The sequence below is a fragment of the Candidatus Zymogenaceae bacterium genome (assembly GCA_016931225.1).
Classification (GTDB): Bacteria; Desulfobacterota; Zymogenia; order Zymogenales; family Zymogenaceae; genus JAFGFE01.
The window spans coordinates 34,934-55,858 of the sequence record JAFGFE010000046.1 but is presented as its reverse complement, the minus strand read 5'-3'; the positions used below and the strand labels follow the sequence as shown (position 1 = coordinate 55,858).

At 53.7% G+C, this 20,925-nt stretch carries 23 protein-coding genes; 15 read left to right on the top strand and 8 right to left on the bottom strand.

What is annotated here, in order from left to right; all coding sequences use genetic code 11:
• Nucleotides 1–11: 11 nt before the first annotated feature.
• The 7 genes from JW885_17000 to JW885_16970 all read left to right on the top strand — a co-directional run bounded on the left by JW885_17000 (nt 12) and on the right by JW885_16970 (nt 5,128).
• Nucleotides 12–404, top strand: a complete 393-nt coding sequence (locus tag JW885_17000; GenBank protein MBN1883864.1) for a DNA-directed RNA polymerase subunit omega — start codon at nt 12–14, stop codon at nt 402–404.
• 8 nt (nt 405–412) lie between these two features.
• A complete protein-coding gene (locus tag JW885_16995) occupies nt 413–817 on the top strand; it encodes a hypothetical protein (GenBank protein ID MBN1883863.1) in 405 nt (134 codons plus the stop codon).
• An 8-nt stretch (nt 818–825) separates the two neighbouring features.
• The gene (gene yacG, locus JW885_16990; protein ID MBN1883862.1) at nt 826–1,029 is read left to right on the top strand and encodes a DNA gyrase inhibitor YacG; all 204 of its coding nucleotides are present in this window, start codon (nt 826–828) and stop codon (nt 1,027–1,029) included.
• Between the two features lie 283 nt (nt 1,030–1,312).
• Nucleotides 1,313–1,663: a heavy metal-binding domain-containing protein gene (locus JW885_16985; GenBank protein MBN1883861.1), complete on the top strand. Its 351-nt coding sequence runs from the start codon at nt 1,313–1,315 to the stop codon at nt 1,661–1,663.
• Between the two features lie 761 nt (nt 1,664–2,424).
• Nucleotides 2,425–4,209 carry a proline--tRNA ligase gene (locus JW885_16980; protein MBN1883860.1) on the top strand — a complete coding sequence of 595 codons (1,785 nt, stop codon included), beginning with the start codon at nt 2,425–2,427 and terminating at the stop codon, nt 4,207–4,209.
• Entirely contained in the window at nt 4,199–4,615 is a 417-nt protein-coding gene (locus tag JW885_16975) for a protease inhibitor I42 family protein (GenBank protein MBN1883859.1), read from the top strand. Before JW885_16980 ends, JW885_16975 begins: the two co-directional genes overlap by 11 nt.
• Nucleotides 4,616–4,762: 147 nt before the next feature.
• The gene (locus JW885_16970) at nt 4,763–5,128 is read left to right on the top strand and encodes a protease inhibitor I42 family protein (protein MBN1883858.1); all 366 of its coding nucleotides are present in this window, start codon (nt 4,763–4,765) and stop codon (nt 5,126–5,128) included.
• Nucleotides 5,129–5,468: 340 nt separating this feature from the next.
• Here the strand turns inward: JW885_16970 and JW885_16965 are convergent, their stop codons facing one another.
• The 7 genes from JW885_16965 to JW885_16935 form a co-directional block, all read right to left on the bottom strand.
• On the bottom strand, nt 5,469–6,185 hold the full coding sequence (locus JW885_16965) for an amino acid ABC transporter permease (protein MBN1883857.1): 717 nt from the start codon (nt 6,183–6,185) through the stop codon (nt 5,469–5,471).
• A 123-nt stretch (nt 6,186–6,308) separates the two neighbouring features.
• Nucleotides 6,309–7,148, bottom strand: a complete 840-nt coding sequence (locus JW885_16960) for an amino acid ABC transporter permease (protein MBN1883856.1) — start codon at nt 7,146–7,148, stop codon at nt 6,309–6,311.
• A gap of 198 nt (nt 7,149–7,346) precedes the next feature.
• Nucleotides 7,347–8,174, bottom strand: a complete 828-nt coding sequence (locus JW885_16955) for an ABC transporter substrate-binding protein (protein ID MBN1883855.1) — start codon at nt 8,172–8,174, stop codon at nt 7,347–7,349.
• Between the two features lie 73 nt (nt 8,175–8,247).
• Nucleotides 8,248–8,970: an amino acid ABC transporter ATP-binding protein gene (locus JW885_16950; GenBank protein MBN1883854.1), complete on the bottom strand. Its 723-nt coding sequence runs from the start codon at nt 8,968–8,970 to the stop codon at nt 8,248–8,250.
• An 84-nt stretch (nt 8,971–9,054) separates the two neighbouring features.
• Nucleotides 9,055–9,579, bottom strand: coding sequence for a universal stress protein (locus JW885_16945; protein MBN1883853.1), 525 nt, complete (start codon nt 9,577–9,579; stop codon nt 9,055–9,057).
• A gap of 7 nt (nt 9,580–9,586) precedes the next feature.
• A complete protein-coding gene (locus tag JW885_16940) occupies nt 9,587–10,429 on the bottom strand; it encodes a transporter substrate-binding domain-containing protein (GenBank protein ID MBN1883852.1) in 843 nt (280 codons plus the stop codon).
• 144 nt (nt 10,430–10,573) lie between these two features.
• The gene (locus JW885_16935) at nt 10,574–12,004 is read right to left on the bottom strand and encodes an aminopeptidase (protein MBN1883851.1); all 1,431 of its coding nucleotides are present in this window, start codon (nt 12,002–12,004) and stop codon (nt 10,574–10,576) included.
• Nucleotides 12,005–12,219: 215 nt separating this feature from the next.
• Here JW885_16935 and JW885_16930 point away from each other — a divergent pair, with 215 nt between their 5' ends.
• The 8 genes from JW885_16930 (at nt 12,220) to JW885_16895 (ending at nt 20,465) form a co-directional block, all read left to right on the top strand.
• Nucleotides 12,220–13,641 carry an SH3 domain-containing protein gene (locus tag JW885_16930; GenBank protein ID MBN1883850.1) on the top strand — a complete coding sequence of 474 codons (1,422 nt, stop codon included), beginning with the start codon at nt 12,220–12,222 and terminating at the stop codon, nt 13,639–13,641.
• 218 nt (nt 13,642–13,859) lie between these two features.
• The gene (locus JW885_16925; protein MBN1883849.1) at nt 13,860–14,507 is read left to right on the top strand and encodes a deoxynucleoside kinase; all 648 of its coding nucleotides are present in this window, start codon (nt 13,860–13,862) and stop codon (nt 14,505–14,507) included.
• A 306-nt stretch (nt 14,508–14,813) separates the two neighbouring features.
• Nucleotides 14,814–15,620: a 3-methyl-2-oxobutanoate hydroxymethyltransferase gene (panB, locus tag JW885_16920; protein MBN1883848.1), complete on the top strand. Its 807-nt coding sequence runs from the start codon at nt 14,814–14,816 to the stop codon at nt 15,618–15,620.
• 103 nt (nt 15,621–15,723) lie between these two features.
• Nucleotides 15,724–16,587, top strand: coding sequence for a pantoate--beta-alanine ligase (locus JW885_16915; protein ID MBN1883847.1), 864 nt, complete (start codon nt 15,724–15,726; stop codon nt 16,585–16,587).
• Nucleotides 16,581–16,982, top strand: a complete 402-nt coding sequence (locus tag JW885_16910) for an aspartate 1-decarboxylase (GenBank protein ID MBN1883846.1) — start codon at nt 16,581–16,583, stop codon at nt 16,980–16,982. The genes JW885_16915 and JW885_16910 overlap by 7 nt, the downstream gene beginning before the upstream one ends.
• 257 nt (nt 16,983–17,239) lie before the next feature.
• The gene (locus tag JW885_16905; GenBank protein ID MBN1883845.1) at nt 17,240–17,824 is read left to right on the top strand and encodes a hypothetical protein; all 585 of its coding nucleotides are present in this window, start codon (nt 17,240–17,242) and stop codon (nt 17,822–17,824) included.
• A 220-nt stretch (nt 17,825–18,044) separates the two neighbouring features.
• Nucleotides 18,045–20,090, top strand: a complete 2,046-nt coding sequence (locus JW885_16900; protein ID MBN1883844.1) for a hypothetical protein — start codon at nt 18,045–18,047, stop codon at nt 20,088–20,090.
• Between the two features lie 51 nt (nt 20,091–20,141).
• Nucleotides 20,142–20,465, top strand: coding sequence for a helix-turn-helix transcriptional regulator (locus JW885_16895; GenBank protein ID MBN1883843.1), 324 nt, complete (start codon nt 20,142–20,144; stop codon nt 20,463–20,465).
• Here JW885_16895 and mscL read toward each other — a convergent pair.
• Nucleotides 20,375–20,764: a large-conductance mechanosensitive channel protein MscL gene (mscL, locus tag JW885_16890; GenBank protein ID MBN1883842.1), complete on the bottom strand. Its 390-nt coding sequence runs from the start codon at nt 20,762–20,764 to the stop codon at nt 20,375–20,377. The genes JW885_16895 and mscL overlap by 91 nt on opposite strands.
• Between the last annotated feature and the right edge of the window lie 161 nt (nt 20,765–20,925).

The window sequence follows — 20,925 nt, the reverse complement described above, 5'->3', positions numbered from 1 at the left end:
GGAAGCAAATCATGGCGAGAATAACCGTTGAAGACTGTCTGGACAAGGTGGACAATCGATTTGAGCTTGTGCACCTGGCGGCGATGAGAACAAAACAATTGAGGAGGGGATCGGCCCTGCTCGTCGGCTCGACGGAAAACAAGGACATCGTCCGATCCCTGCGGGAGATCGCCGCGGGGAAGGTCAACTTCAAGAACATCCAGGAGTTGAAGGTTCCGGACGAAGACCTCTTCGAGGCGTACAACGAGGAAGAGGACGAGCTGAATCGGGAGGAGGAAATCCCGGAGGATGCACAGAAGAGATCAGCGTCCAAGGCCGACGATGACACGGAAGAGGTCCTCGACGAAGACCTGGAGGAAGACGAAGAGGACGAGGACGACGACACAGCGGAAGATGATGACTGAGGTGGAGCATGGCGCTTTTGAATCCACTGAAAAAAGGGATCATCCTCTACGGCGATGCCTCCCATGACCCGGCAAATGAGTCCGATCTGATCGAGCACGGAAGGGCGTATGAAGAACAGGGACGTCTCAGCGACGCCCTGGATTTTTACGGTCAGGCCGGCTTTCATGAGGGAATCGAGGAGATTTCCCGCCGGGCGCTGGTTGATGGGGATTTCTTCCTGTTTCATCGGGCTTCCGTGTTGATCGGAAGGGATCCGGATGTCCGGGAATTGGCGGACCTGGCGGAAAACGCGCTGAAGGCGGGACGCCTGACATTCGCCAGGCAGGCCTTCGAGGCTGCAGGGGATAAAAAGGGTATCAAGCGAGCGGAAGAGGAGCTGAAAAAGGGTGGCTTCATCCCAACGGAGTCATAGAACGAGTCATGACCAAGAAACGCACCGAAGGAGTTCGATGTCCCCGGTGCGACACATCGGCGCGGGACGAGTTTTTCCCCTTCTGTTCCGACCGGTGTCGCCTCATCGATTTGGCACGCTGGATCAATGGAGATTACCGCATACCGGCCGAAGACGTGACGGACGAGGAAACCGGCACCGTCGTTCGGCGCGAAAACACGGTGATTCACTGATCACGGTCCTGATGGCGTGAACACATCCCGCAGGGCGCGTGATCGTTTTTCATACGTCGCGTGTCGCATCAACCGGGGGAATTGTGGGGGAGTATTGAGGGACGAACGGCGCGCCCGGTTCCGTGGCGTCCAAGGCCGCGGGCGGGCCCGATGCCGCTCTTCGTGTAAAGTCTCCCTTGGAATCCCTCCGAAGTGAGACGGAGAATGGCGGCCACCCGGTTTCACAAGGGAGCCGTGCTTCGGTCGAAAACTCTGGAAAGATATTGAATCGAAAGACCCGCCCATGACGGACGAGAAAGAAATCATCCTCTCCACCACACACGACATCCCCGGGCGACGGATAGCGGGAATTGTCGGTATCGTTTCCGGCGAGGCGGTGGTGGGTGTAGGAGGGCTCAAGGGAATGGGCCGGGCGGTGAGGGACGTCGTGGGTGCCCGGTCGAATCTTCATGAGGACCAGGTGCGAACGGCCCGTGAGGCCGCGATATCGCGGATGTGCTCCGAGGCCCGAAAACAGGGGGCGGACGGGGCGGTGGGCGTTTCCTTCTCCTACCAGTCCCTGAGCGGGGGAGAATTGCTCCTTGTCGCTGTTGTGGGAACGGCGGTTATACTGGGGGAGGAGACAGAGGGATAGGATGAAGTGATAAAACAAGGGTTTGTTTGAACGGCCCGTGTGACCGAAAGGCACACGGGCCGTTTGTACATGACAAGGACTGTCTTCGTGTATTAAATGCCCGGTGTATCATGTCGGCATCATTATGTCTTCAACCACCGGTAGTAACAAAAAAGGCGGATATATAATTATTGAGGCATACATATCCGTTATATTTAACTTGACAAATAGAGTAAGGATAAGCAGAATGTATATTAACGAAGATTTTCCTTGCGATGTCCTATATGTTATTACTCCACAACGAACCAGAGTGGTAAAGTATGGCTAAGCAGAATTGTTGGCAAATGTTGCAGTGCGGTCGGGAGCCGGGAGGTCCAAAGGTGCCGGAATGGGGTGTGTGTCCCGCCGCACAATCAGGATTATATGACGGCGTTCACGACGGAAATTTCAGGGGTCGCGTGTGCTGGCAGGTGCCCGGAACCTTTTGCGACAACAATATGCAGGGGGATTTCGCACACAAAGCGGTTAAGTGTACTCATTGTGATTTCTTCCTCGCGGTGGAGCGGGAGGAGGGAGGCGATTTTCAAGTTCTGCCCTAGCGATGTAGACCGTACAGGAGATGAACCGACGGTCATGTATAGAATGCCCTCCCAAAAGTGAGGGTTTTTTTATATATAGAAAGGTGCCGTACAAGTTCTTGACTTTTTACCGCGCATGCTGTATACGTCATTCTTGACTCGAAGATATAACCATATAGGACTTGTATGGAAACAGGACATTTCGTGAAAACAGCGTTCGGAGGAAATATCATACGATATACCCGATCACTGGTCCGCACCCGCCGGGAGGACCCGGGAGACGCGGAACTCGTCTCTCACAGGCTGTTGCTCAAGGGGGGATTCATTCGGCAGGTATCCGCAGGGGTGTTCGATTTCGCCCCCTTGGCGTACCGCGTCATGAAAAAGATTATGGATATCATCCGCCAGGAAATGGATCGTATCGACGGTCAGGAGCTCTTGATGCCGGTGTTGAATCCGGCCTCCCTCTGGATAGAGACCGGAAGGTACGACATCATGGGATCGGAGCTGATTCGCTTCAAGGACAGACGGGGCACCGATATGTGTCTTGCCATGACCAATGAGGAGACGGTGACCGATCTCGCCCGGGGATACCTCTCCTCCTATCGTGATCTCCCCTTCATGCTCTATCACATCCAGACCAAGATTCGTGATGAGGCAAGACCCCGGGGGGGGCTCATCAGGGTTCGGGAATTTTTGATGAAGGACGCCTACAGCTTTCACCGGGACGTGTCGGACCTGATGGTATATTACGAGCGCATCTATAACGCATACGTGCGCACCTTTCAGAGAATGGCGCTCCCGTGTGTGCCGGTGGAGGCCGATTCCGGGGCCATGGGAGGCAGTGCGTCCCATGAGTTCATCCTTCCCGCCCCCGGCGGCGAGGATACATTCACCTCCTGTTCTTCCTGCGGCATGGCAGCGAACGTGGAGCGGGCGGAGGTGGTGGTCGTACCGAAGGATGAGCCGAAGGATCACCCCGCGGCCGAGGAGGTGCACACCCCGGAGATGACCACCATAGAGAGCGTGGCTTCCTTTTTCGGTGTGGATACAACACACTGCCTGAAAGCCGTGGCCTATGAGGCGACGCTCGCCCCAAATGAGGCGCCGGAGGTGGTGGTGGCGTTTATAAACGGGGCCTATGACGTCAATGAGACGAAGCTCACCAACCGCCTGAAGGCGGTCGATATCGCCCCCGCCGCTCCCGCGGTTTTGACGGAGCTGGGCATCGTCCCCGGATTTATCTCTCCTGTGGGCGCCGAAAGGGCGGGCGTGCGGATTCTCTTCGATCGCACGGTACTGGGGGAGTCGGTGTATGTGGTAGGGGGAGACAAGATCGATTATCACATTAAAAACGCCGTTCGCGGACGGGACTTCACCGTCCCGGAGACGGTGGATATCGCCTCCATCCGGGAGGGAGATCGCTGCGCCTCGTGTGCCGACGGCGTCATCACGCTGCTTCGGGGCGTCGAGCTGGGCCACTGCTTTCAGCTCGGAACACGGTATTCGAAGGCAATGAACCTGACCTACCTGAACGAAGAGGGGAAGGAGTCGCTCGTCGAGATGGGCTGCTACGGCATCGGCGTGGAGCGGGCCATGGCGAGCGTCGTCGAGGCGAACCATGATGAAAACGGGATCATCTGGCCGGTGAGCGTCGCCCCGTGCCACGTCACCGTCATCCCCCTGGGCAAGGACGATGACATCCTGGATGCGGCGCACGACGCGGCGAAGGATTTGGCCCGTGAGTTCGAGGTCTTTCTGGATGATCGGCCGGAGAGCGCCGGCGTGAAATTTGCGGACGCCGACCTCCTCGGGTTTCCGTTGAGGGTGATTGTCAGCAGAAAGCTCATCGCGAAGGGACAGGTGGAGGTCAAGGTCAGGAGAACCGGGGAGGTACAGATCATTGACGGGCACGATCTTTTCGAGGTGTGCCGAAACCTGATTGATATGCTTGCAAACTCCGAAGGAGTACTGATAGATGAAGAATAAGGGAGTTTTCTTTTGTGTGATCATGTTGGTCCTGATGATGATCGGGGTCGGCTGCTCACAGGTGAAAATGTCCACGAAAAAGACGATCATCCTCTCACAGAACACGGTCACCGACGTTCGGGTCGGTGATGTACTCTCGGTGGTCAGGGAGGAGCAGCCCAGGGAGAAGACGTTCTGGGAGATGACCGTGGGCGACGGTGATCCGGTTGAATTCCTCGTCGAGGAGACGCACAGCCACAAGCCGATCATTCAGGACAATCCGACGGACTATCCAAAGACGAAAATCTGGAAGTTCGTCGCCAGGGAGACGGGTGAGTATACGATCGTGTTCAACATCCGATACTTTTCCGGTGAAAGCCGGGTGATTCTCGATACCGTCGAGTACCCGCTTTCAATACTTCCCTGAGCGTGCCGTGCATATCTGTGCGTAAAGGCACGCCCGGCGGGATGGTATATAATATGTGTGAGCGACAAGAGGAGAGAAGGGATGAAATTACACGTAATACTATCGGGCCTGATGGGTGTTCTTATATGCATTTCATGGGCGTGCGCAATGGAAACGAATAGTTCTCTGTCGTTTCCGGACAGGATGGCCTGCTCGACGGTGGTGACGGAATTTGAGGTGAACGAGGCGATCGTCGGCGATTCCGTCTGCGTGGTCCTGGACGAGAATCCCTCCACCGGGTACGGGTGGGAGTATCGGGCGGAGCCCGAGGGACTGCTGGAACTCATCGAGACAAAGAGCTTCGATCCGGAGGGAAGCGATCCAAAAATGGTGGGGGCGTCGGTAACGACTGTGTGGAAGTTCTCCGCCGTCTCGGAGGGGGAGGTCACGTTGACGTACATGTATCGCCGGTCCTGGGAGACGGACGTGGAGCCGATCGAGACGATCGAATACCTCATTCGTATCGGCCGGTAGCCGCCCGATCCGATGCGGCCTTGTATTGAAACCGATCGGCGGCGGGAAACCGCGACCGCTTCCGGCGAGGGGAGTGAGGCGGGGCGGGCGATGATGTATCCGAGAGACCTCGGCGCGTCGAGATAGTAATGAATGATGCGCCAACGCAGGGGTAAGTCCGGGGAAGCGGGATCCGTTCCACCCGAAGACCCCTCACGCTCCGTCACTAAAAATATTACGTCTTATACGCGCATCAAGTGAGATGTGAGCTTTCATGCGAAAAACCTCGGGAGGGGATCCCGAGGCTTTTTTGTGGTGGAGGAAATATCACCCGCCGTACGCGGTGGTGATACTCTCTTCTCTATCGCTGTCCCACACCCAGCTTTCTCTCCAGCCAGCGGCTGGAAGCGGTCAGCGGGTAGCAGATAAGAAAATAGACCAGTATCGCAAAGAAATAGAGTTCGAAGGGGGCCACCAGCACCTTGTTGTTTATCTGGAATATGGTGGTGGTGAATTCCCCCAAACCCACGAACCAGACCAGGGAGGTATCCTTGATGAGACTGACGAACTGGTTGACGAAGGAGGGGATCATGTTCTTCAGGGCCTGGGGCATGATGATATGGAACATCGCCTGGGCGTGGGTCAGTCCCGTCGAGCGCGCCGCCTCCATCTGCCCCTTGCCGATGGAAAGAATACCCGCCCGGACGATCTCGGCGAGATACGCGCCGGTGAAACAGATGAACGCCAGGAAGGCGAAATACATCCGGTCTATGGATTTGAGGTCTTCGGACATGGCCGGCGGCAGGAAGACGAACCAGAAGATAACGAGAATCAGCGGCATGCCGCGAATCAGCTCGATATAGACTATGGCCGGGTAGTGGAGCCACCAGCGCTTGCTGTGCCGCATCAGTCCGAAGATCAGGCCGGTGACGAAAGCGATGCCCAGACTCACCGCCGCAAGGATGAACGTCAGCACCAGCCCCCCCGGTTCCCCCACTCTGCCAAGGACAAAATAGGGGAAGTATTTGACAATGATGTCGAACCGGAATGACGATATCCCGGAGACGATGCTGTACATGAGACCGGAGATGGAGTGGAAGATTAGTTCCAGAATCACCATGATCACGAGAACCGCGTAGGTAGTCGCGGTGAGGATTATCCTGGTCAATCGTTTTGTTCGTGCGTGGGACATATCTCTACGTCAATACGTTATATATTTGAGGAAATACTTGTTATACATGTTGATGGCCAGAGAGATCAACAGGGATATGGCCATGTAGATCAGCGTGGCCACCGACAGGGCCTCGAACACCCGAAACGTCTCGTCGAAGATGAACCGGGCGCTGGCCATGAGCTCCAACACCCCGATGGCCATGACCAGAGACGAGTTTTTCGTGAGGTTCAGGGTCTGATTGATGAGGGGCGGGATGACGATCCTGAACGCCTGGGGCAGAATAACATACCGCATGGCCTGGATAAAGGTCAATCCGCCGGATCGTGACGCCTCCATCTGCTGCTTCGGAATGGACTGGATGCCCGCCCGAATCTCCTCGGCGATGAAGGCGCCGGTATAGGTGGCAAGGGCCGCCATGCCGTAGGCGAACTCGATGTTCGTCTGCTGGTAGAACCAGTCGGTAAAAAAGCTCGGCATGAACGCATCCGAGGCGTAGTACCAGAGGAATATCTGGACCAAAAGCGGTGTGTTTCGAAACAGCTCGATATACGCCTTGGAGAACACGTCCAGGATCGTTACCCGGGAGAGGCGGAACACCGCCAGGATCGTCCCGATGGCCATGGCGATGATGATGGAGAAGAACGAGATTTTGATCGTCGTCCAAACCCCGGTTAAAAGCAGCTCGATGTAGGTGATCCCCTCGGTCCTGTCTCTGAGAAACACCGAGTAATCGAGCTTGTACTGAATCTCTACATCGAGAACCGTGAGGATCAGGACCTTGTAGATGAGAATATACAGGAGAAAAATTATTGCGATATAATAAAGCGGATAGACGATATACTTATAACGTTTTGCAAATCGCAACATCCATATTTTACCGTCTTTGAGTTTTTCCCGGTATGGATCTGCAGATTGCGATACTCGTGTTGCGATACTTTTCAGTTTTTCTCCGAATCGCTTCGCAACGTTCAGTATGGGTTCTATTACTTTTTTCAGATGTTCTTTCATAATGAAATATCACGGGAGGAGGAAACACCTCCTCCCGCTTTCATGTCGCGTCGTGGTTTAGGGCCAGATTTCCATATCCCAGGTGAGGGGCATGTAATAATTGGTATCCGGGCCGAGCCAGGTTTCATAAATCTCGTGCCAGGCGCCGGTATTCCACATCTTGATCAGGGTGAAGTTGACAAAATCACGCCATTCGGAATCGTTCTCCGGGAGTCCCAGTCCGTAGGGCTCGATGGAGAATGCGTCTCCGACGATCGCCCATTTGGCCGGTTCCGGGTCGCTGCCCTTGAGGCCCACCAGGATCACGGAATCCGTGGTCATGGCCACAACCTTGCCCTGCTTGAGGGCCAGGAAGGATTCCGGGTATCCCTCGAAGGAGACCACCTCGCAGTCCGGCTGGACTCCGATGATGTTCTTCTCGCTGGTGGATCCCTTGACCGATCCGACCTTCTTGCCGGCCAGGTCTTCGTAGCTGGTGATGCCGCTGTCCGCGGCGGTCAGGAGCTTCTGACCGTCCATGAAGTAGGTGATGGAGAAATCGATGACCTCGTCCCGCTCCATCTTGTGGGTCATGGTGGCGGCGAGGATATCAACCTGTCCGTCGGTGAGCATAGGAATACGATTCGAGGACGTCACCGGCTTCAGCTCCAGGTCCACGCCCAGCTCATCGGCGATGTAACGGCAGACATCCACGTCGAAACCGACCAGATCCCGGGCGGCTTCATCGACAAAGCCGAAGGGGACAACGGAGTCCTTGACGCCGGCGATCAGCACGCCGCGTTCCTTGACCACGTCAAGGGTCGACTTTTCCTGGGCCGTGGCGACGCCCACGCCCAGGGCCATGATCAACATCATGGCGAATAAAAGGGTTAGCAGTTTTTTCATACGCTCCTCCTTAATGGTGTGTATGAGATATATAAAAGCACACATGGTATCCAATATATGGATACTCCGGTCGCTACAGAATCTCGTTGAGAAACGCCTTCGTTCGCTCGTCCTGGGGATTCGTGAAGAAGTGTTCCGGCGTTCCCTCCTCGACGATCCTCCCCTCGTCCATGAAGATGACTCGATGCGCCACCTCCCGGGCGAAGCCCATCTCGTGGGTGACCACGGCCATCGTCATGCCCTCCTTGGCCAGGTCCTTCATGACGTTGAGGACCTCGCTGATCATTTCCGGGTCCAGGGCGGACGTCGGCTCGTCAAAGAGCATAATCCTGGGCTGCATCGCGAGGCCCCGGGCGATGGCCACCCGCTGCTGCTGACCGCCGGAAAGCTCCGATGGATATTTATAGGCCTGATCCTGGATGCGCACCTTCTCCAGCAGCTCCAAGGCCAGCCTCTTCGCTTCCTGCTTCGGTACCTTCTTGACCTTCGTGGGGGCAAGGATGATGTTCTTGAGAACGGTCATGTGGGGGTAGAGGTTGAACTGCTGGAAAACCATGCCAATTTCCGCCCTCAGGTCGTTTATATTTGTCCGGGGATCGGAAAGATTTTGTTCATCGACGATCAATTCGCCGCTGTTGATCAGCTCCAGTTCGTTGATGCATCGAATCAGTGTCGATTTTCCCGAGCCGGACGGTCCGCAGATGACGACGACCTCTCCTGGGTGCACGTGCAGGTTGATGTTTTTGAGGGCGTGAAAGGTGCCGTAGTATTTTTCTACATTTCTAAAAATAATCATGGGGCCGTCAATGCTCCCTTGTGGTACGGTGTCTCTTCTGTGATTTCCGCCGTTTTTCGAACGCCCTGAAAAGGCGTTGCATTGTCATGTGCTGTGGAGAATCGGCGTGTATTTCTTCTGTTTCGGCTCTCCCGGTTTGGTCTTCTCCCGCTTTCTTTCCGGCACGATCATCAGCACCGGGCACGGAGACTTTTTCAGGACCCGCTCCGATGTGGAGGTGAATTCGTGGTAGAATTCCTCCTTTTTGCCGTGGGCCCCCATGACGATCAGGTCCGCATCCTCGTCGATGGCAAGCTGAACGATTTCCTGGGATGGAAGACCGTGCAGCGTCACCGTGCTCACGGGCACTTCCGCGTCACTGCATTTGTCGGTGATTGCTTTGAAGAGTTCCTCGTATTTTTCGGCGTATACCTCGACGAGGTTTTTCACTTCCCGGTCGGTCATGAATGCGGGAGACGTTTCGTCTTCCGGGGTTTTTCTCTTGTCCGAGACGGCCAGGACGATTAACTCGGCGCTGAAGACGCATGCCAGGTCACTGGCCCAACTGAAGGCTCTCATGGAAACATCGGATCCGTCCAGAGCCACAAGTATCTTGTTTATATTGTGCATCTTTTCGTTACTCCGGCCATAATTCCATGACAAATCCGGCGTCTATCGCACAGGGAAGCGGCTCAACCAACCATGTCTCTGTTATCTCGCCATAGACGCCGGTCGTGTAGATGTTCATCAGGGAGAAATTCACCCGCTCACGAAGCGTATCGTCGTCCGGGGGGAGCATGATTCCCACGGGTGTCGTGGTGATCGCATCTTCGACGATGCGGTATCGCTCGCTTTCATCGTTGGCATACACCGTCGCGATGAGCGTGCGCAGATCCGCAACCACGCCCACCACCTCCCGGGATTCGAGGAGACTCAGGGCCTCCGGGAGATCGGCCGCGGTCACGATGACGGCCTCGGGCAGCGCCGCGATGACGTCGTCCGGGGTAAAGCCGCCGGTGATGGAGTCGTCGATGACGGCGACGGGCTTGTTCTTCAGGTGTGCGAGTCTCGTAATGTGTGACCTCGTGGTCACCAGGACCCGGGCGCCGGCGAGGAAATAGGTCTCGGAATAATCCACCGCCAACTCCCATCCGCGACGATGGGCCATGCCCGGCACCAGGTCGACAAGTCCCTCGGCGGCCATCGGTATCAGGGTGACGGGAGGAGCGGCGGTGAATGTCACGTTAACTCCCATATCCCGGGCGACGGCGCGGACTATCTCCACGTCGTACCCGGTAAAGATCTCTTCACCGTCTATTTCCTGCACATCGGAAAAGGGGGCGAAATCATCCCTGACGCCGACCGTAACAGTTTCCCTCGGCATCGTGGTTCCGTCCTGCGCCCAGGCGGCGATCGAAAACAGCATCACCGCGAGGGAAACCAACCCGATTATTCGGATGACGCCGAAACATCCCGACATCGTGCTGCTTCGGTTATATATGGTCGTATGAAAAGACATAAAACAAAAGATGTTCGTGATTGCCGGCGGTTACTATCTCGATGCGGGAGGCGCCGGCCTTCGAAATCACTTGAATCGAGACGCCTCATGAGGACGCCGCGAAAGTCAGATTCCTTTTTCCAGAAAGACGCGAAATCCCCGGTATGCCATGTAGAGGTCCGCCTTGCTGGAGATCTCAAAGGGAGAATGCATATCCAGGAGTACCGGCCCGCAATCGATAACGTCTATGCCCCGCTCGGCGATATCCTTGGCGATGGTGCCGCCCCCTCCCTCGTCTACCTTGCCCAGCTCGCCGTGCTGCCAGACAACATTATTCTCGTTGAAGAGTTTTCTTACCCGCCCTACCAGCTCCGCGGACGCGTCCGAGGCCATGCTCTTTCCCCGGGAGCCGGTGAATTTTGTAACGCACACACCGTATCCCAGACGGGCGGCGTTTTTCGCCTCGTGCACCTCCTGGTAATCCGGGTCCAGGGCGCCGTTCACGTCCGCCGAGAGGCAGACCGACCGGGAAAACGCCCCGATCATATCATCCGGGATCCGGACCTTTTCGGTTCTGTCCAGAAGCTCCGACATCACCTCTTCAATGAACCGCCCCCGGGCGCCGGTCACACCTTCGGAGCCGATCTCTTCCTTGTCCATGAAGAAAACCGCGAACGAGCGGGCCGGATGTTCCGCGTCCAGGGCGGCGCGGAGGCTTGAGAATGCGCTGATACGGTCGTCCTGACCGTACCCCCCGATCATCGAGCGGTCAAACCCGACGTCCCGTGGCGGCCCCGCCGGTGTCATCTCAAGTTCCGCGCTGATGAGGTCCTCCTCGACGATGCCGTAGGTATCGTTGAGCAGTGACATCACCGCCAGCTTAACCCGTTCCTTGACTTCGGCGTCCGTAAACGGGATGCTTCCGCACAGGATGTTGAGCTTTTCCGCAGGGACGGCCTCCGATATTTTCTTTTCCATCTGGGCCTTGCCCGCCAGATGGATGAGCAGATCCGACACCGTGAAGACAGGATCGTCGGGGTCTTCGCCGATGGATATCTCCACCTCTTTCCCGTCCGCGGTAATCACAACGCCGTGAAGTGAGAGCGGTCGGGAAACCCAGTTGTACTTTTTAATACCGCCGTAATAGTGGGTCTTCATAAGCGCCAGCTCGATGTCTTCGTAGAGGGGGCGCTGTTTCAGGTCGAGACGGGGGGAGTCTATGTGTGATACGATCAGAGAGAGGCCGTTCGCCGGTTTTTCCGTGCCGATGACCGCCAGGGCCGCGGCCTTGTTTCGATTGGTCATAAAGAGTTTCTTCGCCGTTTTTCCCTCGGCTGTCGCGGCGTCGACGAATCCGCGTTCCTTGGCCCTCGTCACGATATCCCGGACCGCCAGACGCTCCGTCTTTGCCGCGGCGAGAAACGCCTTGTAGTCATCGGCGAGGGAGAACAGCTCGTTTCTCTGGTCTCCGTTGATTTTATCCCATACCGGCTTCGGTCGGTAGAGGAGCTTCTCCTCAAGCTTTTTTGCGGCGTCGCTTTTTTTCTTCTCTGTCATCGACCGTACATGTTGAGTATTTACATGGCGAATACAATGTGTCAAAATAGCATGGTGAAATCATATCCGTCAAGGGAAAATGAAAACCGCTGTATTATTATTAATTCGGGGAATATGTTGGTTTTATTTATAAAAACACCGATCGGCCCGAAGACGACCATGTACCGTGAAGGTATGCTGCGCGGGGCTTTCACCGCTCGATGTGGAAGGACGGTATGAGAAGGAACGCTCTGGTTGTTGTATGTGCGCTCTTGATTCTTTCAGGATGCGCCGGGTTTCGATCCGAGGTATGGATGCCGGCCGAGCTGCCGCTGCCGTCGGTGACGGAACGGCTTGAAACGCCCGAATTCTGGATAGACCGAACAGGCGATCTTGATGTGGTCCTGATGTCCGCATCCGAGATAGAGGCGTTCAACCGGCGCGCCCTCGAATTGGAGGTCTACCTGAACGACGTGTTTTCGCTCTCCGAGACGAAGAGCGGTGGGGAAGTGCTGCTGATGATCTCCCCGCTCTCAGACTGGGCGGAAAGCGGCGGATTTATCGGCCATGATAACTTTCCCCTCACGCCTGAATTTTTCGCCGATATGAAAGAATTCATGGCCTTGGATGACATGCCCGGGTCGGTGACGGTGGTCTGGGGCATGACCGTTCGGGAAACCGATGTTCGGGTGCTGCCCACCGAAGAGCTGGCCCTGGAGGAGATGAATGATTACCAGTTCGACTACTTCCAGATGAGCCGGCTTTCCTGGGGGACGCCGGTGGCGGTGATGTGGGAGACGTCCGATGGAAGCTGGTCGTATATTGTGTCTCCCTATGTATCGGGCTGGGTGGAGAGCTGTGATATCGGGATCGCCCGGGATCGGGACGAGGTGACGAGCTACGGGGCGGCGGACCCGTTCCTCGTGGTGGTTGGACCTATGGCCCCGGTATACGGCGAAGGAGCGACTTTCTCTCGCCATAAGGCCGATCGGGGGACGTACCTGGGCGGGCTGCGTCTCGGGTCCCGGGTGCCGTTGGTTTCTGAGACCGAAGGCGCCTGGGAGGTGCGGGTGCCGGTCCGGGGGAAGGGCGGCTCCCTGGCGTTCGCCACGGGCTTCATCGAAAAGGACGCATCCATACATACGGGGTATCTCCCCTATACCCGGCGAAACGTCATCGCGGTTTCCTTTTCCATGCAGGGCGAGCGGTACGGTTGGGGCGGCATGTGGGGATACTGGGACTGCTCGGCCTTTGTGCGGGACGTGTTCAGTGCGTTCGGCTTCGTCCTGCCCAGGAACTCCACCTCCCAGTCGAAGGTGGGGGTGGTCCTGGGCGAATTCGACGCCGACACACCTGTTTCGGAAAAGTACGCCGTTTTGGATACCGCGCCGCCCGGAATGAGCATCCTTCGCCTGCCGGGGCACGTGATGATCTACCTGGGGACGTACGACGACGCCTATTATGTCATTCACGATATCTGGGCCTATCGCACAAAAGACCTGGGACGAAAATACCTGGTGGGCGTCGGACGGGTGGCGGTGTCCGAACTGACCCTGGGGAAAGGGGGCGCCCGGGGGTCCCTGATCGAGCGCATCACCCATGTGATTTTATTGACGCTGCCTGAAGACGGGACGGATCCCGACTCCGGGGGGATATAAATTCAGCGGAAAATCGTGGGGATGCCGTATTGATCGGGTGTGTGTATCGAATTTGATGTGCGGGCGCGCGACCGGGCGCGGTGTGTGAAAAATGAAAAAAATATGTGAAAAATGCTGGACAGGATTGTACGTATATGGTATAGGAAAATCTTACGTTTTGTGATATAATGTATCTGTTCATATAAAGGGACACCCAGGGGACCCGTGCCTCACGGCATATGCATAAGGCCAGATATATCGTTATTGAAGGCCCCATTGGTGTGGGCAAGACCTCCCTGGCGACCCTGCTGGCGAAAGAATTTAACGCCAGGACGCTCTTTGAGAATGTAGATGACAACCCGTTTCTCCCCGAATTCTACCGGGATCGAGAGAGGAACGCCTTCAAGACCCAGCTGTTCTTTCTCCTGTCGAGATATCAGCAGCAGCTTGACCTGGGACAGGCGGACCTCTTTCAGAGGACCACCGTCAGCGACTACCTGTTTGCCAAGGACCGCATCTTTGCCCAACTGACCCTGGATGAACACGAGCTGATGCTCTATGACACGGTCTTCGGCGTGCTCGATCCGCGCATTCCCCGGCCGGACCTGGTTATTTACCTCCAGGCCGAGGTCGAGGTGCTGCAGAGAAGGATCAGGGCCAGGGATATCTCCTATGAAAAGTCCCTGGACGCCCAGTATCTGGTAGATCTGATATCTCTGTATAATGAGTTTTTCTTTCATTATGCCGAGACCCCGCTGTTGGTGATCAATACCACGGAGATCGATTTCGTATCCAACCGGGAGGACCTTGCGCAGCTTATCAGGGAGATTCGGGAGTTTAAATCGGGTACCCAGTACTTCGTACCGCTTGGATCCGGGCCGTCTTAACGGCGGTGTGACCGGGACGGGAAAGAATTGGTGGGATACAGAAATGGGATCCGGTAGGGAACCATCTTTCGTCTCTCAGAAAACAGAGACGGACCGAGCAATCCGATGGAAGGTCAGTATGACTACTGTCAGGAGACGTTCGGTAACGATTGGTTTCATGCCGCGATGAGGGAGGGGCGTTGTCCCCGCGCCTTCGGGCCGCGTCCCCCCACGATGTATCTTCCTAAAATCATTCCGTCCTTTTATACGCCCTTCGTGATCCAAGCACGAAGGGCGTTTTTATTTCAGAGAGAAAGGGATACTCAAATGAGCGATGCGAAAGTGACGATCCTGACTTTGGGGGAGATGAAGGAGAAGGGCGAAAAAATCACCATGATTACCGCCTATGACTACCCCTTCGCCCGGATTTTTTCAGAAGCGGGAATCGATGTCATCCTTGTGGGAGACAGCGCCGCCAACGTATGCGCCGGGCACGACTCGACGCTGCCCATCACCATGGACGAGATGATCTACCACACCCGGTCTGTGAGTAGAGCGAAGCCGCGGGCGCTGGTGGTGGGGGATATGCCCTTTATGAGTTATCATGTTTCGGTCGAGGAGACCGTGAAGAACGCCGGACGCTTCATCAAGGAGGGATACGCCGAGGCGGTGAAGCTTGAGGGAGGGGTGAACGTCAAAGACCGCATTGAGGCCATTACCTCGATGGATATCCCTGTGATGGCGCACATCGGCCTGACGCCCCAGTCGGTGCACCGCATGGGGGGCTTCAAGGTGCAGGGGCGTGACGACGTGAGCAGGAAGAAGCTTTTGGACGACGCGAAGGCGGTGGAGGACGCCGGGGCCTTTTCCCTGGTGCTGGAGGCGATTCCGCCGGGACTGGCCGAGGAGATCACGAAGTCGGTTTCCATCCCCACCATCGGCATCGGCGCGGGGCTCCAATGCGACGGCCAGGTGCTGGTCATGCACGACATCCTGGGCCTGACCTTCGGCAAGCGGCCCCGGTTCGTCAAGGAGTATGCAAACCTCCAGGAGCCGGCACGCAAGGCGGTGGAGGCCTATATCTCCGAGGTGAAGGACGGAACCTTCCCCTCCGAGGAGTACTGGTATAAGTAAAAACAGATCGCGGTGCCATACTGCGGGAAGACTTGAAAAGAGAGCGGACAGACTCAGGCGGCAACAGGGTGTTACCGCACACCAAAAACCGGACGAGGTGCACATGGAAATTGTCGAAAAGATCAAGGATATGCAGGCGTATTCCCAGGATTTGCGGGTCGAGGGAAAAGTTATCGCCCTCGTCCCGACGATGGGATTCCTGCACGACGGACACGCATCCCTCATGAAAGAGGGGCGGCGCCGGGGCGACGTGCTGGTGTCGTCGGTTTTCGTCAACCCCACCCAATTCGGGCCCAACGAGGACTACGAGCGGTATCCCAGGGACATGGATCGGGACCTGAAGATTATGGAGGAGATCGGCGTGAACGTGGTCTTTGCGCCCAAGGTGGAGGAGATGTATCCGGATCCCTACCATACCTACGTGACCGTGGAGGGCGTATCCGAGAACCTGTGCGGCCGAAACCGGCCTGATCATTTCAGGGGTGTGGCCTCCGTCTGTGCGAAGCTCTTCAACTGTGTTCTTCCCCACATCGCCATCTTCGGTCGCAAGGACTTCCAGCAGCTCAAGGTCATCGAGCGAATGGTGAAGGATTTAAACATGGACGTGGGGATCATCGGGATGCCCATCATCCGTGAGGCCGACGGTCTGGCGATGAGCTCCCGGAACCAGTACCTGAAGGCCAAGGAGCGAAAGGCGGCTCTGTGTCTCTACAAGGCGATTCTGGCAACCCGGGAGCAGTTCGAGAACGGCGAGCGGCGGGTGGGCGCCCTGACCGACAAGGCCGTGGGCATGATCATGAACGAGGAGCTTACCCGCATCGAATACGTTAAGATAGTCGATCCCGAAACCATCCAGGACCAGGTGGGCGTGGTGTGGGACAAGGGACTTCTGGCGATGGCGGTGCACATCGGAAATACGAGACTCATCGACAATACCGTGCTGGGTGAGGAATTTGAAAAATGTTAAGATCAATCTGCAAATCGAAGATCCATCGGGCCACCGTAACGGAGGCGAACATCGACTACGAGGGGAGCATCACCATCGATCGCACCCTCATGGACGCCGCAGACCTGATACCCTACGAGGAGGTCTGGGTGTATAACATCACCAACGGCAACCGGCTTCAGACCTACGTGATCGAGGGCGATGCCGACTCCGGGGTGATCTGCCTCAACGGCGCCGCCGCACGGCTGATGCACGAGGGCGACGAGGTGATCATCGTGGGTTTCGCCTGGATGGAGGACGAGGCCGCCAGAAAGCACGTCCCCCGTCACGTCCTGGTGGATGAAAACAACCGGATCGTCCGGGACCTCGTCGGCACGGAGAGGACCGCGGGAAAGAGACTGACGGCGGTCACGTAAGGGTGACAATCGGTAGCCTGTGTGTTTCCATCGATGCTGGGCCCTCACGCATGCCGCTCCTTTCGGCGCGGTTGGGCGTGTGCCCGTGTTTGGATGCTGCGTGTATGAATGATGAGCGAAATCGTCTCCCGGGGATGCGCATCCCCGGCGGGGCGATTTTCATTTTCGACGGGCGCCCGATTGTGGTATGATATGTCCCGTGGGAGCGGAGAAAACGCTTCCCAAGTGAAATATATTATTTTTTTGGAGATGAAAATATGATACGGCGACAGGCCCTTTCCGATAAAACGTCCCATGCGCTTTTGCTTATATTATATATAACCATCGCGGCACTCGTCCTGGCGGTCACCCCGGCCGCGAGTTTGGGGCAGGAAGAAGACGCCGTTGAGGGCGAGATCGTCGGCAACGCGGCGGTGGGCGGCACAACCGACGGCGGGGCGATGATGATCATATATATGATTTCCACCCCCTGGCTGGACACCGGCCTGGAGGTTCAAGAAGGGGACATGGTGACCATCCAGGCCCTGGCGAGCGACATCCTGCCCCCCTGCGCCGGGGCGGAGGGATGCCCCCCCTACATTGACCCGGACGACGTGATGGCCGAGGGCGCTGTGGCAAAGGGCTTCCGGGCGTTTGTGGCGAAGATCGCGGGCGGCGCCGACGACCAGGAAGCACAGGTGATGGATATCGGGCGGGGGCTGTCTTTCCTGGCGGCAAAGAGCGGGACCCTCTTTATCGGCTTCAACGACTGCGAGGGATGCTTTTCGGACAACACCGGCGCCTTCGAGGTGACCATCGGCGTGGAACCGGGGGAGGGGGCCGTTGAAGAAGTGGATGATTGATCAGCCTATTCCCTAAAAGAAAAACAATTTGAAATTTCAACCGCCCCGGTGGGATATCCCGCCGGGGCGGTTTTTTTAAAACAATAACAATATTACATGAGATATAATCAGAAAATCTATTGACAAATATGCAATATTGATAATAATGTCCGTAAGATTAGTAGGATATATATAATGTAGTAAAAGATACAATTTTAAGTTGTATAGAGAGTGCCAGTCTATGAACGGAAATAATACGACCAAAACAAGAAATACGTGCAAACACAGGTTGAGTATACATGAATGGGCAACAAGAGAATACACTCATCATTATAGAAAACCACCTGAATATTCTGCATCACCAGCATCTATAAGTGAAGAATGTGGTAGACCAACATATGATGGTGATGATGAATATTGTGTTTTCCACAGTAGGCTTCCAGATAAGGAAGAAGATTTTATTAATGCACTATGCGATAGGTTTATTGAAGAAAACGAAGAAAATGAAAAAAAATTTGATTTTAGAGGTTTTGTTTTTCCAGAGTTTTTTTCTTTTAAAGCTTTGTTGGTACAATTAAGTATACAACAAGAGAAATTTATAGAACGTGAAGAATTTATATTTGAAGACGCAAATTTTTATGGTGCGGAATTTTTTTGTGATGCAGATTTCCAGGGTTTTCAGTTTAATGGTAATGGTGATGGAACGTGCTTTATAGAAGCAAAATTCCATAAGTATGCGGATTTTACTAAAGCAAAATTTACTGGGAGTGGACAAGCCACTTTTTTCTTTGCCTGTTTTTTTTCGGGAGCCAGTTTTTACTGGGCAGAGTTTCATCTGCACCAAGGCAAAGGGTTTGCTAAGGATTGGATTAATTTCGAATGGACGACTTTTATCGGGGATATAGGAAAAATAGAAAATCAAAAGATCACAGAAAGAGATATTCGATTAAATAGAGTAAATTTTTCAAATACACTGTTTAAAGGTGAAAGCAAACTTTCTTTTGGAAATTCATTTTTTTCATTATTAGGTGGTATTGATTTTAAGGGCGCTACTTTTGAAGAGAAGATTGCCATTGAATTCAAAGACACTGTTTTTGACAATGGCACAATTATTGATTTTCGAAATGTTGAGCTTCTAGATTTGAAGAGACGAATTACTTTTGATAATGTCGATATGTCATTGTGCCTATTTGCAGGAACTTATTTGAGACATATTGATGCTAGGGAAATCAGATGGAATAAATGGGCCAGGGAAATTAGATGGAATAAATGGCAATGGCGGCCTTTTTTTTATGGAAACAGAAATAAAATATTTGATGAGATACTTTGTTTTAAAAGTAGAAATAAAGTGTTGGATAAAATTGTGAGAATCCTTCATGATCGGAGTTACATGAAAATATTGGATACTATATCTGATATAAGAATGAGAGTTGAAAATGATTCTTATGGTGATTTAAATGAAAAAGAAGTAAAAATCGAAGAAGAAATTATTAAAGAAATAAAAAGAAAGCATGAATTAAAAGACAATAGTAGTAAAGACCAAAGAAAAGATGAAAGATATAGAAAAATAATATTGAGTGTTTCAGAAAAAGCAGAGAGAAAATACTTAATGAGATTGTTTTTTAATGTGAGAACAGAAGAAAAGGGAAGAATCTATGAAAATCTAAAAAGAATTCGAGAAATTGATGAGGATGTAGTTAAGGAATTTATAAAAAAAATACTTGATAGGATACAACCAGAAGGATCAGAGCCAATACAAAATCAGGCATATAAAACCAAGCAATTGTATACACAGCTAAGCCTTAAATATGAAACCACAGGCAGATATCATGAAGCTGGTGATTTTTTTATCGGTGAAATGGAAATGCGTAGGAAGGATGAAGAGAATGAAAATTGTTTCAACAAGGTCATTCTTTGGTTATATAAAAAAATATCTTTATATGGAGAACGTCCTGCAAGAGTTTTGATTTATATTTTTATTCCAATGATATTGTTTACTTTCCCATACTTTTTTTGGGGATTGAAAACAGACAATTGCGATACAGAAAATGTTATAAATTATGCATGCAAATTTTCGACTCCTACTAAAGAATTTTGGACTGATCTAGGCAACACTTTATTATATAGCATTAGCAACTTTACTTTAGGTAGGACTTTTACTGATTTAATCCCTGCGAATTTCTTTACAGCCTGCATTACAATATTTGAAAATCTTGTTGGAATCGCTATTATCACTCTGTTTGTTTTATCAATGAATCGGAAGTTTAGGAGAATAAAGGATAGATAAGAAATAGTAAATTGTAAAAGTCAGGTGTAAAAGTCTAGTATATTCCGTATAGTGTATCCTCTCAGGGCCGCCGGTTTCGGAGGCTTCTTTAAGTGCGTCCATAACCTGATGGAGATATTCGGCGCGGACGTCTCCGCCGTTTCCCGGCGTCTCTCGGTCCTCAAGAACGCCCGGATCATTACAGACGACACGCGGGGCGCCGGGTTTTTCTTCTCCTCGGCGGTGTCGTGCATTATCATTTTTGCAGTCAGTCGAATCAATTCGTGTATTCGGGCACGTGCCGATCATGGACTTTTTTTCAGGAGATCCCGAATTTCGGTTAAAAGCCGTTCCTGTTCCGAGGGTTTCGGAGGCTCGGCTTCCTTTTCTTTCTGAAACCTGTTTATCACGCGGATAACCAGGAAAATCGAAAATGCGACGATCAGGAAGTCGATGATGGTATTGATGAAAACTCCGTAGTTGATAGCCACCGGGGCAATATCGCCGACACCTTCTTTCATGGTGAACATTAAATTTGAGAAATCGACCCCGCCAAGAACAAGCCCGATCGGCGGCATGAGCACGTCACTGACGAGCGAGCTGACAACCTTTCCAAAAGCCGCCCCGATGATGATACCGACCGCCATGTCAACCACGTTTCCGCGTACGGCGAATTCCTTGAATTCCTTTATCATTGACATAGTGAACCTCCTCGATAAACAATAGTTCCGTCTCCATTTAATATGAATTATCTACAAGATGCCGTCGCAAGTCAATGTCATAGTTGCGGCGCGCATCGACTGAAAAAGCCGGGTTCCTCCCGGACAGGTGGGCCGATAACGGGATTTTGTCCCTT